This is a genomic window from Clostridium sp. UBA7791 (assembly GCF_002480755.1).
Lineage (GTDB): Bacteria > Bacillota > Clostridia > Clostridiales > Clostridiaceae > Clostridium_J > Clostridium_J sulfidigenes.
The window spans coordinates 189,916-204,064 of the sequence record NZ_DLCT01000003.1; the positions used below are offsets into that span (position 1 = coordinate 189,916).

The window sequence follows — 14,149 nt, forward strand, 5'->3', positions numbered from 1 at the left end:
AAACAACTTTTGGATGAGAAGTGAGGTGATTTAATGTTTGATTTTGAGTATCATCTAAAAAATCTTCCAGACAATCCTGGAGTTTATTTAATGAGAAATTCTTTGAGAGAAGTAATATATGTAGGAAAAGCAAAAAATCTTAAAAATAGAGTAAGACAATACTTTCAGAATTCTAAAAATCATAGTGAAAAAGTTAGAGCTATGGTTAAGAATATAAGTGAATTTGAGTATATAGTTACAGATTCTGAAGTAGAAGCTTTAATACTAGAATGTAATTTAATAAAAAAGTATAGTCCTAAATATAATATCTTGCTAAAAGATGATAAATATTTTCCTTTTATTAAAATTACTAATGAAGAATTTCCAAGGGTATTAGTTACAAGAAATTATGGAAATGATTCATCTAAATATTTTGGACCATATACGGATGGAAGTGCAGTATATACTATAAATGAACTTATAAAGAAGGTATTTTCTCTTAGAACATGTAGAAGAGTTATAAAGGAAAATGGGCCTAAAACAAGGGTTTGTCTTAACTATCATATAAAATTATGTAGTGGACCATGTGAAGGATTAATTTCTAAAGAGGAATATAAAAAAATTATCAATGATGTGGTGGATTTACTTACAGGGAAGGATACAAAGATTACTAGTAAGATTAAGACTGAAATGGAAGAAGCAGCAGAAAATTTAGATTTTGAAAGAGCAGCTTCTTTAAGAGATAAGTTGATAGCCATAGATAAAATAAATGAAAAGCAAAAGATTATTAGTAATAATTTTGAAAATGAAGATTTTATAGGTATTTCTCAAGATGAAAAAGATAGTTGTATTCAGATATTCTTTTTAAGAGATGGTAAAATTGTTGGAAGAGAAGATTTTATTTTAGACAATACAGGTGGAGAAGAGCCTGCCTATGTCATAGAGGAATTTATTAAAAACTTTTATGGAGGAACTGCTTTTATACCTAAGACTGTATATGTAAGTCATTGTGATGAAATTGATATCTTAGAGCAATGGTTATCTATAAAGAAGGAATATAGAGTGACTATAAAGGTTCCACATAAAGGAGAAAAGAGAAAGACACTTGATATGGTAGAAAAAAACGCTAGCCATGCTCTCGAAATGTTTAAGATTAAACATAAAGTAGACAAGGAACTTAATAATGTGGCACTTTCTGAAATTCAAGAGGTTCTTGGGATTGAAGATATGCCTATTAGAATTGAAGCCTATGATATATCTAATATCATGGGAATGGATTCCGTAGGAACCATGGTAGTATTTCAAGATGGAGTAGCTAAAAATAGTGATTATAGAAGATTTAAAATTAAAACGGTAGAAGGTGCAGACGATTATGGCTCTATGAGAGAAATATTAATAAGAAGATTTACACATGGATTAGAAGAAATAAGGAAGATAAATAATAATGGTATGGACTTTAAGTCGGGTAAGTTTTCTATTTTTCCTGACTTGATTATGATGGATGGTGGAAAGGGACAAATTAATATAGCACTTCAAGTATTGGAGGAGTTAAATATTAATATACCTGTATGTGGTATGGTGAAGGACGATAAGCATAGAACAAGAGGACTTATTTATAAAAATAAAGAAATTCTGTTAAAGCCATCTTCCAAGGCCATGCTTTTAATAACTAGGATTCAGGATGAAGTTCATAGATTTGCCATTACATATCATAGAACCTTAAGAGATAAACGTACTTTATTTTCTATATTAGATGAAATACCTAAAATAGGAGAAAAGAGAAGGCGTGAACTTCTAAAAAAATTTGGTAGTATTGAAAATATAAAAAAGGCTACCTATGAAGAGTTAATGGCTACACCTTCTATGGATGGGAAAGCTACTGAAAGTATAATTAATTATTTTAAGAAAAATAGTTAATAACCATATGTCAGCATAAAATATTGAATTAGAGTGTTTATACTATTAGTAGGATAGTATACTTAAAATGAAAGAAATATGTAATAACTGTTGATATATATAACCTAAGTATTTTATACTTAATATATAATAATATAGTAAGAGGTATACAATGAAATTAAAGGATAGTTTTGTAAGAAGTGTTTTAGATGTAGCAGGGAATGAAAATGTAAAAATAGATGAACTAATGAAGAATCATACTTCTTTTAAGGTAGGTGGACCAGCTGACCTATTAGTTTACCCTTCTAATTATGAAATGGTTAAAGAATTAATTAAAATATGCAAGGAAAATAAGGTGGATTATTTCATATTAGGAAATGGATCTAATCTCATAATAAGAGATGGAGGAATAAGAGGAGTAGTCATAAAACTAGGACACATAAATAAAATAGTAGTAGATGAAAATTTAATATCTGCACAATGTGGAGCTAAGTTATATTCAGTTGCAGATCAGGCTTTAAAGAATAGTTTATCAGGGCTAGAATTTGCGTCTGGGATACCAGGATCTATTGGAGGTGCTACTGCAATGAATGCAGGTGCCTATGACGGAGAAATGGCAAAGGTAATTGAAAGTTCATTAGTAATTGATAATGAGGGGAACATTAGAGAATTAAGTAAAGAAGAACTAGAATTTGGATATAGGAATAGTGCAATTTTAAAGTATGGATATATAGTTCTGGAAACAAGAATGAGATTGTCTCATGGAGATAAAGCTTTGATCAAGGAAAGAATGGATGATCTATCAGAAAGAAGAAAAAGTAAGCAACCCTTAGAATATGCATCAGCAGGAAGTACATTTAAAAGACCCGAGGGATATTTTGCAGGTAAGCTTATTCAAGATTCAGGATTAAAGGGTACTAGCGTTGGGGACGCGCAGGTATCTGAAAAACATTCAGGATTTATCATAAATAGAGGCAATGCAACGTCAAGGGATATTTTAGATCTTATTGAAGTTGTAAAAGCTAAAGTTTATGAAAAATTTAAGGTTGAATTACACACTGAAGTTAGAGTTATAGGTGAAGATAGTTTAACCTAATATAAAAAATAGGGAGATGGGGATATGATTTCAAAAAAAATGGTGGATTATGTTAATGGTAGTTCATTAATCAGAGCTATGTTTGAAGAAGGTAAAAGACTCGCATCAATTTATGGTGCAGAAAATGTTTATGATTTCAGCTTAGGAAATCCAAATCTTGAACCGCCAAGCACTGTAAGGGAGGCAATTATAGATATTTTAAATAATGAACCTAATACTATGGTTCATGGTTACATGAGTAACTCAGGATATGAGGATGTTAGAGAAACTATTGCTAACTCAATTAACAAAAAATTTGATACAAGTTTTACAGAAAAGAATATAGTTATGACTGTAGGTGCAGCAGGTGGTTTAAACGTGATTTTTAAAACTCTTTTAAACCCAGAAGATGAAGTAGTAGTATTTGCACCTTATTTTGGTGAATATAGAAGTTATGCAGCTAACTATGATGGAAAGCTTGTAGTAGTATCACCAAACACTACAGATTTTCAACCTAATTTAGATGAGTTTAAAAGTAAAATTACGGATAAGACTAAAGCTGTTATAATTGACTCTCCAAACAATCCTACAGGTGTTGTTTATTCAGAAGGGACTATTATAAAACTTACTAATATCTTAAAAGAAAAACAAAAGGAATTGGGAACTGACATATATTTAATATCAGATGAACCTTATAGAGAGCTTGTATACGATAACATTCAAGTCCCATATTTAACAAAGTACTATGATAATACAATTGTTGGATATTCCTATAGTAAATCTCTTTCATTACCAGGAGAAAGAATTGGATATTTAGTTATTCCAAATGAAGTATCCGATTTTGAAAATGTTGTATCTGCTTCTAATGTAGCTACTCGTATTTTAGGATATGTAAATGCACCATCACTTTTCCAAAGAGTAATAGCTAGATGTTTAGATGATAAAGTAAATATTGATTTTTATAATAAAAATCGAGAACTACTTTATAGTGAACTTACTTCTTATGGATATAATTGTATAAAACCAGAAGGTGCTTTCTATTTATTTGTTAAATCACCTATAGAGAACGATATTGAATTCTGTAATATGGCAAAAAAATATAATATTTTAATAGTTCCTGGAACTTCTTTTGCTTGTCCAGGATATATTAGAATTGCTTATTGTGTAGCTTATAGTACTATAGAAAATGCCTTACCTGGATTTAAATCATTAATTGAGTCTATAGAATAAGTAAATATAAAAATAATATTGTTAATTTTTAAAATTTTATGTGAAAGATATAGGATAAATAAATATTTATCCTATATCTTTTTTAGTAATATAAATTACTATATGATATAATTAATGTGTATAATATATAGATATTAGTGTTAATTTTTATTAAAAATATTAATTTAAAAGAAGTATAATTTTAAATTAATATAAGATTAAATTTAAAAGTTTTACTGGAATTAAATATGCAAAAGAGGTGTGATAGAATGAAATTTTTGATAGTTACAGGTATGTCAGGAGCAGGTAAGACACAAGCAATAAGATCACTTGAGGATTTAGGGTTTTACTGTGTAGATAATTTACCACCAACCCTTATAATAAAATTTGCTGAAGTATGCTTTAAAACTGAAGGTAAAATAGATAAAATTGCCATAGTAGTAGATATTAGAGGGAGAACATTTTTTGATGACTTATTAGGTAGTTTGTCCACTCTTGATAAAGAAGGTTATCTATATGAAGTATTATACCTTGAAGCTACAGATGAAACCTTAGTTAAAAGATATAAAGAATCAAGAAGAAAACATCCTCTTGCACCAGATGGAAGGATTATTAATGGTATAAGTATAGAAAAGAAAAAACTAAAAGGAATAAGGGAAAGGGCTAGTAAAATAATAAACACATCAAAATTAACTAATAAAGAGCTAAATGAAGAAATAACTATGGCCTATGGAGATGAAGGTCAAATTGAAAGTCCTTTACTTATTAATGTAATATCCTTTGGATTTAAATATGGAATACCTTTAGATGCGGATTTAGTTATGGATGTAAGATTTATTCCTAATCCATATTATATTGCTGATCTAAAGCCTTTTAGCGGCCTAGATAAGCCGGTAAAAGATTATGTATTATCTAAAGTTGAAACACAGCAATTTGTAGAAAAATTTATAGATATGCTTAAATTTTTAATCCCTAATTATAAAATAGAAGGAAAAAGACAATTGATTGTTGCTATTGGTTGTACAGGAGGTAGACATCGTTCTGTAGCTATTGCAAATAAAGTATATGAGACTTTAAATCATAATGGTAATAGTGTAACTATAGATCATAGAGATATAAATGAGGATGTAAGTAGAGGAGCTGGAAAGCGATGAAGCTTAAGGACGGGTTAATGCCTGGTGTGGGAATTAAGAGGTGGATATGTCAAATTATTTTAGGTGTATTTTTAATTTCCTACTCTATAATTGAGCTTATAAGAAGATGGGGTGAAGGTATTTCTATTAAAATATTTTTAGTAGCGATACTAGTTTTAGGGTGCGTATTGACTTATATAAGTTTAGAGAAGTATACTAAAAAAGTAATAGATATAATAAAGTTTGAAGCGTTGAATTTTTCTATGGGAAAGAAAAATTTTGACGATGATTTTTTTAAAAATAGTATATTAGTAAAGGGTCCTAAGGTGGTAGTTATTGGAGGCGGAACAGGGCTCTCCAACATGCTTAGCGGACTAAAAAGATATACCACTAATATAACCGCAGTAGTTACAGTGGCTGATGATGGAGGTGGTTCTGGAGTATTGAGGCAAGATTTAGGAATGCTACCACCAGGAGATATTCGAAACTGCATAATAGCTTTAGCAGATACTGAACCTTTGATGGAACAGCTCTTTAGGTATAGATTTAAGGATGGTTCTTTAGAAAATCAAAGTTTTGGTAATTTATTCTTAGCTGCTATGAATGGGATTTCCGATAATTTTTTAGAGGCTATTAAAAAAACTAGTGAGGTTTTAGCAGTAACAGGAAAAGTACTGCCTGTTACTCTAGAAAATGTGCAATTATATGCAAAACTAAAAAATGGAGACATAATAAAAGGGGAATCCTCAATACCTACTGAGAGCTTAAATAGAAAATCACCTATAGATAGAGTATTTATAGAGCCTAAAGATGCTAAGGGAGTTCAAGAGGCCGTTGATGCTATAAGAGATGCTGATGCGGTTATATTAGGTCCAGGAAGTGTGTATACTAGTATAATCCCTAATCTAATGGTAGGTGATATAAGAGAGGCTGTAAAGGCCACTAAAGCATTAAAGATTTATGTATCAAATATAATGACTCAACCAGGTGAGAGTGATAACTTTAGTGTTCAAGATCATATAAGAGCTATAATGAAACATTGCCAAGGTATGCCTATTGATTATGCTATTGTAAATAAAGGACTCTCAAAGGAAGAAGAAAATATAAAAGAAAGATACTTACAAAAAGGCTCAACCTTTGTTCAACTTGACCATGGTGACAAAGATAAGCTAAATGTAAAATATATAGAATTTGATATGATAAAGATTAAAAAAGAACTCATAAGACATGATGAGGATAAACTGGCTAAAATACTTATAGAAACTATATTAAAGAAAAAAATGATTAATGATGAGAAAAGAATTTTTGAATATATATATTTATCACAGAGATTAAGAAGAGAAAAAAAGGATAGGGAGTAGAGAAATGTCATTTTCACTAAAGGTAAAAAATGAAGTATGTAGAAATAGTGAATTATCTAAAGATGAAATAGCTGCCCAATTATCAGCTATAATGAAGTCAAGTGGAACATTGGGTTTTGGATTTAATAGATCTATTACTTTTAAGATAGTAACTGAAAATCCAGCTATAGCAAGATGGATTTTTAAGAATTTAAAAGATTTCTATGATATTCACACTAAATTATTAGTAAAGAAAAGCAATTCGTTAAAGAAAAATAATATATATATGGTTTTAATACCAGAAGAAGTAGATGTAAAGGGACTCCTTCAAGAATTGGGAATAATAGAAAAGGATGGCTTATTTAATATACACTACGGAGTACCTAGTGAAGTTATAAAAAATGAAAATTGTAAAAGAGCATATATAAAGGGAGCTTTTTTAGGGGGAGGAAGTATTAGTAACCCAGAGAAAACTTACCATCTAGAGTTTGTAACTCATGATCAAGATTATGCCAATGAACTTAGTGATCTTATTAACAGTTATAAGCTTAATTCTAAAGTAATACAAAGGAAAAATAGTTTTGTAATATATTTAAAAGAGGGAGAGCAAATAGTAGATCTTTTGAATATAATAGGTGCACATAATGCATTATTAGAGCTTGAAAATATAAGAATCATGAAGGAAATGAGAAATAATGTAAATAGAATTGTTAACTGTGAAACTGCAAATCTTAGTAAAACTGTTAATGCAGCTGTAAGACAGGTGGAAAGTATAAAGCTTATTGAAAGTGAAATTGGACTTGATAGGCTACCTAAAAATTTAAAGGAAGTAGCTAAATTGAGGCTTGCCTTCCCAGATGAATCCTTAAAGGAGTTAGGAGCTATGTTAAATCCGCCTGTAGGAAAATCAGGAGTAAATCATCGTCTTAGACGAATTGAAAAAATAGCTGATGAGCTTAGGAAAGAGGGTAGATAGGCATGTCAAAACATGAAGAAATAATTAAATATATTCTATCCTTAGATATAAATACTAAGATATCTGTTAGAGGAATTAGTAGTAAATTAGGTGTCAGTGAAGGAACGGCATATAGAGCAATAAAAGAGTGTGAATCTATAGGAATTGTCAATACAATTCCTAGGGTTGGCACAGTAAGAGTAGAAAAATTAGAAAAAAAGAATATTGACAAGATATCTTTTAGGGAAATTGTAAACATGGTAGATGGAACCTTAATTGGTGGTAAGGGTGGAGAGAATAATTTTCTTGAAAGATTTATAATAGGAGCCATGGAAGTTGAAACCATTAAGAGATACATAAGCCCAGGTTCGTTACTTATAGTAGGAAATAGAGAAAAAGCTCAAAGACTAGCTCTTGAAAATCAATGTGCTGTGCTTATCACTGGGGGCTTTCAATGTAGTGATGAAATAAAGACTCTAGCAGATAAAACAAATTTGCCTGTAATATCCTGTACCTATGATACATTTACTGTTGCAAGCATGATAAATAAGGCCATATATGAAAATAATGTTAAGAAGGAAATTGTATTAGTAGAAGATGTTATGGATAAAAATCCAGAATACTTAAATGTATGGGACAAGATTAAAGCATTAAAAGAATTATCAGAGAAAACTAGGCATGAAAGATTTCCAGTTTTAGATGAGGAATCTAGAGTTATAGGTCTTGTAAGTATAACTCAAATAAATAATCATGATGACAATGAAATCGTAAATACCATTATGACAAAGAATCCTATTGTGTTAAACCCTACAAGTACGGTTGCCTATGCAGCACATATCATGGCTTGGGATGGAATTCAAATATGCCCAGTGGTATATAAAAAGAAATTAATAGGTATAATTTCCAGAGGAGATGTAATAAAGGCATTACAAATAGTTACAAGACAGCCTCATGTAGGTCATACTATGGATGATTTAATTTTAAAGAATTTTGAATTTGAGTCTAGTAAGAATAAGATGCATTTCTGGGGAGAAATTGTGCCTGAAATGCTTGACTCTATAGGTACTGCATCATGGAATGCATTAAATATGCTTTTATCAACTATGGGAACTATGGTATTAAGACAAAATGGTATTACAAATGTAGCTATAGATAGTTTCACATCTTATTTTACTAAGCCAGTTCAAATGGGTAGGATAATTGATGTATATTCTGAAGTAATAGATAGAGGAAGATATTATTCAAAGGTAGAAGTAACAATGTATAATCAAAATAAAGAGATTATGGCGAAGGCTATGCTATCAGCCAAGGTACTAAAAAATAATTAAATAAAATAGGTTAATGTATAGGGGGTAAAAAGTTGTTTACACATGTGGTTTTATTTAAGTTAAAAGAAAATACAAGGGAAAACGTAAAGTTTGTAGCAAATACTCTTAAAGCTATGGAAGGAAAAATACCTGAGCTTAAGGAGATAGAAGTAGGAATAGATGAGCTTCATACGAATAGATCTTTTGATGTATGTCTTATAACTAGATTTGATTCTGTAGATGACATGAATGAATATCAGATACATCCATATCATATTAATGAAGTTTTAGGTAAAATTAAGCCCTATATTGAGGTTTCTAAAGTGGCTGACTATTATTAAATAAAGTATTATTTTAAAGATAAAAAAAACTCTGTTTATAATGGAATGTCTCAAAATCATTACTTTTTAGATCAGTTTTATAGTTTAATTACTAGGGCTAAAAAGATTAATTATGTAAGGCATTCCATTTTTGAGAATGTTACAAAACATATGTGTGTATAATTACTTAATAGTTTATAATTTTAAGTAAAGAGGTGTTTTAATGAAGGGGAAGATTAGAAACATTATAAGTATACTTTTAATTTTAGTGGGGATTGGATTATTACTGTTTGCTTTTAAAGGAAAGTGGGAAACAAAAAAAGTTCAAGATCAGCTTTATGACAAATTTGTATCAGAAGAAAAGCAAGAAGTTAATCATGAAAAAAACGAGAAAAGTAAGGAAGAAAAACTTCCTTATATAGATATGGTAAATCCAATTGCAGTTTTAGAAATACCAAAAATAAATTTGAAAGTAGTAGTAGCAGAAGGTACTGAGGATGAAATAATAAAATATGCAGTAGGACATTTTAAGGATACTGCTATGCCAGGGGAAGAGGGTAACTTTGCACTAGCAGGACATAGAAACTATGATACAGGAGAATTTTTTCTAAGACTAAACAAATTAGAAGTTAATGATAATATACTAGTATCTAATCATGATAAAACATTTACTTATAAAGTTACAGAGAGCTTTACAGTTGCTCCAGAAGACACCTATGTTTTAGATAAAAGTGAGGATGCAACAATAACCCTTGTAACATGTACTTATGATGGTAAGGACAGATTAATAGTAAGAGGTAAGTTAGAAAAATAATATAAAAATAAGTATTTTAAAAGAAATTAGTATTGTTACAAAGGATGCAGGGGGTGAAAATATGAAGGATTTTGTACATCTGCATGTGCATACAGAGTATAGTCTCTTAGATGGTTCAGGGAAAATATCTAAACTTATTAAAAGAACTAAGGAATTAGGTATGAAAGCTATTGCTATTACTGATCATGGAACTATGTACGGTGCAGTAGATTTTTATAAAGAAGCTATAGAAAATGGGATAAAACCTATAATTGGATGTGAAATATATGTGGCAGGAAAATCAATGTACATTAAAGAACCTCAAAAGGACAATGATACCTATCACTTAGTTTTGTTAGTTAAAAATAAGGTAGGTTATGAAAACCTAATGAAAATAGTATCTACTGCTTCTATAGAGGGGTTTTATTATAAACCAAGAGTAGACTATGAATTTTTAAAGGAAAATTGTGAAGGATTAATTGCTACTAGTGCTTGCTTAGGTGGTGAGGTTCAAAAAAATTTACTTAGAGATAATAAAGAAAAGGCCAAGGAAGTTGCTTTAAAATATAAGGAAATATTTAAAGATGATTTTTATTTAGAATTACAATACCATGGAATTTCCCAGCAGTTGCAAGTGAATGAAATGTTATTAGAGTTGTCTAAGGAATGTGATATTCCATTAGTATGTACTAATGATACTCACTATATAAATGAAGAAGATAGTAAATCACACGATGTATTACTTTGTATTCAAACAGGTAAGAACGTAGAAGATAAAACTAGGATGAGATATCCTTCAAATCAATTTTATCTTAAGTCACCTGAAGAAATGTATGAGACTTTTTCTTATATACCAGAGGCTATGGAAAACACGCTAAAGATAGCAGAAAGGTGTGATTTCGATTATAAATTTCATGAATCTAAGTTACCTAAATTCCCTTTGCCTGAGGGGGTAGATCCCTTTGAATATCTTAGAGGAAATTGCTATAAGGGACTTATTGAAAGATATGAAGTATTCTCAGCTTTAAATGGAGTATTGGATGAAGAAAAAGTAAATAAAATAAGAGAAGAAAATGAAGAAGGAAAACTTCTGTGCGATAGATTAGATTATGAGTTAGGAATAATCAAGAAAATGGGATATGTTGATTATTTTCTAATTGTTTGGGATTTTATAAAATATGCTAATGAAAATGGAATTCCGACAGGACCGGGAAGAGGTTCAGCAGCAGGAGCTATAGTTGCTTATACCTTGGGAATAACCAAAATAGATCCAATAAAGTATGCTTTGCTTTTTGAGAGATTTCTTAATCCAGAAAGAGTAAGTATGCCTGATATTGACTCAGACTTTTGCTATGAAGGGCGTCAAAGGGTAATTGATTACGTAGTTGATAAGTATGGAGAAAATAATGTATCACAGATAATTACCTTTGGAACAATGGCACCAAGGGCATGTATCAGGGATGTAGGAAGAGCAATGAATTATTCCTATGCTGAGGTAGATAAAATTGCAAAGATGATCCCTTCAGTATTAAATATAACTATAGATAAATCATTGGAGATGAATAGTGAGCTACAAGAACTTTATGATGTAGATGAGAGAGTACGTGAACTTATAGATGTAGCTAGAGATTTAGAAGGGTTACCAAGACACTCATCTACCCATGCTGCTGGAGTAGTTATAGCATCCCATCCTTTAGTAGAATATGTTCCATTACAAAAGAATGAAGGTATGATAGTAACTCAGTTTACCATGGGTACATTAGAGGAATTAGGACTTTTAAAGATGGATTTCCTAGGATTAAGAACCCTTACAGTAATGGATGAAGCTATTAAGAATATATGGGAAAATCAAGGTGTAAAAATAGATATAGATCATATAGACTTTGGAGATTCAAAGGTTTATCAGATGATTGGAGAAGGAAAAACAGTAGGTGTATTCCAGTTAGAATCTGCAGGAATGACTTCCTTCATGAGAGATCTAAAACCAGACTGCTTTGAGGATATCATAGCAGGAATAAGTCTTTATAGACCAGGTCCAATGGCAGAAATTCCAAAATACATTGAAGGAAAAAGAAATCCAGACAAAGTAGAGTATGTAACTCCACAATTAGAAGTAATACTGGATGTGACATATGGGGTAATGGTGTATCAGGAACAAGTAATGCAAATAGTTAGAGATCTTGGAGGATATTCCCTGGGGAGAAGTGACCTTGTGAGACGTGCCATGTCGAAGAAGAAACATAAGGTCATGGAAGAAGAGAGAAAAAACTTTGTTCATGGAATAGTAAATGAAGAAGGGAAGATTGTAGTACCTGGATGTATTCGAAATGGAATTACAGAAGAAGCAGCTAATAAGATATTTGATCAGATGATGGATTTTGCATCCTATGCTTTTAATAAAAGTCACGCTGCAGCTTATGCAGTAGTTGGATATCAAACAGCATATTTAATGTATTATTACCCAGCAGAATTTATAGCTGCCATGCTTAATAGTATAATGGGAAACAATGAAAAGGTAGCATACTACATTAGGTTTGCAGGAGAAATAGGAATAAAAGTACTTCCACCAGATATAAATGAAAGCTTTAGTAAATTTACAGTACAAGGTAATACTATAAGATTTGGTCTTTCAGCTATAAAAAATGTTGGAGTAAATGTTATAGAATCAATAGTGGAAAGACGTGAGGAAAAAGGAAAATTTAAGAGCTTTAGCGATTTTTGTAACAAGATTGATTCTGGAGCAGTAAATAAGAGAGCTGTAGAGAGCCTTATAAAAGTTGGAGCCTTTGATAGTTTAGGAGTATACAGATCTAAATTAATAGCTGTATTTGAGAAAATTTTAGATGGAATAAACAATGAAAGAAAGAGAAATGTCCCAGGACAAATCAGTCTATTTCAAGGAGCTGATGATGAAGATAGTGCCTTTAAGATAGTTTATCCAGAAATTCAGGAATTTAATAAAAAGTATTTATTAGCTATGGAAAAAGAAATGACAGGAATATATTTATCAGGCCATCCACTAGATGATTATGAGAAGACTTTAAAACATGTAACCACTCACAAGATATCAGACTTAGTTTTAGCAGATACCCTAGAAGATGGAAGTATAGGTGTAGAAGGACTTATTAGCGAGAGAGTTTCAAAGGTAAAGGATAAACAAAAAGTAATTTTAGGTGGACTTTTAACATCCATTTCTAAAAAAATTACAAGAAATAATCAGGCTATGGCCTTTGCGACCTTAGAGGATTTATTTGGAACCATAGAACTAGTCATATTTCCAAAGACATTTTCAGCTTGCAGAGAATTTATTGAGGAAGATGAAATAGTCACTGTGGAAGGACGTATAGCACTGGAAGAGGAAGAACAACCTAAAATATTATGTGAGAAAATATCGCCATTAGTTAAAGTGAGTACGGATAAGATATATATAAGGGTTGAAGATGATAGCAAGCTAAATAGTGCAATGAAGCTTATAAGAGACAATTTTATGGGTGAATTTGGTTCAGCACCAACTTACTTATTTGCTGCTAATACGAAGAAAAGATATCTTATAAATAAAAATAGTTGGCTTAATAATGATTATGAAACTACATCTAAACTGAGAGAAATTTTTGGAGATGATAATGTTAAAGTTTTAGAAGAGTAAAGTCCACTATCATAATAAAATAAATTAATTCAAGCACCAAGAAATTATCTTGGTGCTTTTTATATTGTGCTCGCATTGGTGTAATTTAATAGGCGAAAATCCTAAGCATGGATTGATAGTGACAAGTGCATAGTTTAAGACAAAGGTGTCCATGGTGACGTGGAACCTGAAGAAAGTCGGCGGAGAAACTCTGGTCTGACGAACAGAAACTACATATAAGGCATATGTCTGTGGGTAAGGTTGCTATACAAACTAAAGCCAGAAACTATTCGAAACAGACAGTGTAAATGTAGCAGATATATGGAGTGAAAGATTACGGTCTTACCTGGGGAGAGCTGACAGATACGTTATGGATATGTATTTAGAAGTAACAATCTATACAGTGATGTATGGCTGAACTGTCAGAAGCCAGCAGAGGTCATAGTATCAAAATAGTCATAAATATTTTGAAAAAGACCGAAGAATAGGATATTTTAGATATATTTTTATGTAGTAG

General features: G+C 30.8%; 10 protein-coding genes. All 10 read left to right on the forward strand.

The window, feature by feature from the left end; translation table 11 throughout:
* Nucleotides 1-33: 33 nt before the first annotated feature.
* Nucleotides 34-1,896 (forward strand): excinuclease ABC subunit UvrC, encoded by a 1,863-nt coding sequence (uvrC, locus tag B3Z56_RS02470; protein WP_346847675.1) that lies wholly within the window; start codon nt 34-36, stop codon nt 1,894-1,896.
* A 151-nt stretch (nt 1,897-2,047) separates the two neighbouring features.
* The gene (gene murB, locus B3Z56_RS02475) at nt 2,048-2,971 is read left to right on the forward strand and encodes a UDP-N-acetylmuramate dehydrogenase (protein ID WP_346878162.1); all 924 of its coding nucleotides are present in this window, start codon (nt 2,048-2,050) and stop codon (nt 2,969-2,971) included.
* 24 nt (nt 2,972-2,995) lie between these two features.
* On the forward strand, nt 2,996-4,180 hold the full coding sequence (locus B3Z56_RS02480) for a pyridoxal phosphate-dependent aminotransferase (protein WP_346878163.1): 1,185 nt from the start codon (nt 2,996-2,998) through the stop codon (nt 4,178-4,180).
* Between the two features lie 248 nt (nt 4,181-4,428).
* Nucleotides 4,429-5,313 (forward strand): RNase adapter RapZ, encoded by an 885-nt coding sequence (rapZ, locus tag B3Z56_RS02485; RefSeq protein ID WP_346847672.1) that lies wholly within the window; start codon nt 4,429-4,431, stop codon nt 5,311-5,313.
* A complete protein-coding gene (locus tag B3Z56_RS02490; RefSeq protein ID WP_346847671.1) occupies nt 5,310-6,653 on the forward strand; it encodes a gluconeogenesis factor YvcK family protein in 1,344 nt (447 codons plus the stop codon). Before rapZ ends, B3Z56_RS02490 begins: the two co-directional genes overlap by 4 nt.
* A gap of 4 nt (nt 6,654-6,657) precedes the next feature.
* Complete coding sequence (gene whiA / locus B3Z56_RS02495) at nt 6,658-7,608, forward strand: DNA-binding protein WhiA (RefSeq protein ID WP_346847670.1); 951 nt, start codon at nt 6,658-6,660, stop codon at nt 7,606-7,608.
* Between the two features lie 2 nt (nt 7,609-7,610).
* Nucleotides 7,611-8,915: a DRTGG domain-containing protein gene (locus tag B3Z56_RS02500; RefSeq protein ID WP_346847669.1), complete on the forward strand. Its 1,305-nt coding sequence runs from the start codon at nt 7,611-7,613 to the stop codon at nt 8,913-8,915.
* A gap of 32 nt (nt 8,916-8,947) precedes the next feature.
* Complete coding sequence (locus B3Z56_RS02505) at nt 8,948-9,235, forward strand: Dabb family protein (protein WP_346847668.1); 288 nt, start codon at nt 8,948-8,950, stop codon at nt 9,233-9,235.
* Between the two features lie 202 nt (nt 9,236-9,437).
* Nucleotides 9,438-10,028, forward strand: coding sequence for a class D sortase (locus tag B3Z56_RS02510; RefSeq protein ID WP_346847667.1), 591 nt, complete (start codon nt 9,438-9,440; stop codon nt 10,026-10,028).
* A 61-nt stretch (nt 10,029-10,089) separates the two neighbouring features.
* Nucleotides 10,090-13,653 (forward strand): DNA polymerase III subunit alpha, encoded by a 3,564-nt coding sequence (locus B3Z56_RS02515; protein WP_346878164.1) that lies wholly within the window; start codon nt 10,090-10,092, stop codon nt 13,651-13,653.
* The last annotated feature ends 496 nt before the right edge of the window (nt 13,654-14,149 follow it).

Bases quoted from the DNA above. Each gene is read 5' to 3' on its own strand.
- uvrC (WP_346847675.1), top strand. From the start codon at position 34: ATGTTTGATTTTGAGTATCATCTAAAAAATCTTCCAGACAATCCTGGA.
- murB (WP_346878162.1), top strand. From the start codon at position 2,048: ATGAAATTAAAGGATAGTTTTGTAAGAAGTGTTTTAGATGTAGCAGGG.
- B3Z56_RS02480 (WP_346878163.1), top strand. From the start codon at position 2,996: ATGATTTCAAAAAAAATGGTGGATTATGTTAATGGTAGTTCATTAATC.
- rapZ (WP_346847672.1), top strand. From the start codon at position 4,429: ATGAAATTTTTGATAGTTACAGGTATGTCAGGAGCAGGTAAGACACAA.
- B3Z56_RS02490 (WP_346847671.1), top strand. From the start codon at position 5,310: ATGAAGCTTAAGGACGGGTTAATGCCTGGTGTGGGAATTAAGAGGTGG.
- whiA (WP_346847670.1), top strand. From the start codon at position 6,658: ATGTCATTTTCACTAAAGGTAAAAAATGAAGTATGTAGAAATAGTGAA.
- B3Z56_RS02500 (WP_346847669.1), top strand. From the start codon at position 7,611: ATGTCAAAACATGAAGAAATAATTAAATATATTCTATCCTTAGATATA.
- B3Z56_RS02510 (WP_346847667.1), top strand. From the start codon at position 9,438: ATGAAGGGGAAGATTAGAAACATTATAAGTATACTTTTAATTTTAGTG.
- B3Z56_RS02515 (WP_346878164.1), top strand. From the start codon at position 10,090: ATGAAGGATTTTGTACATCTGCATGTGCATACAGAGTATAGTCTCTTA.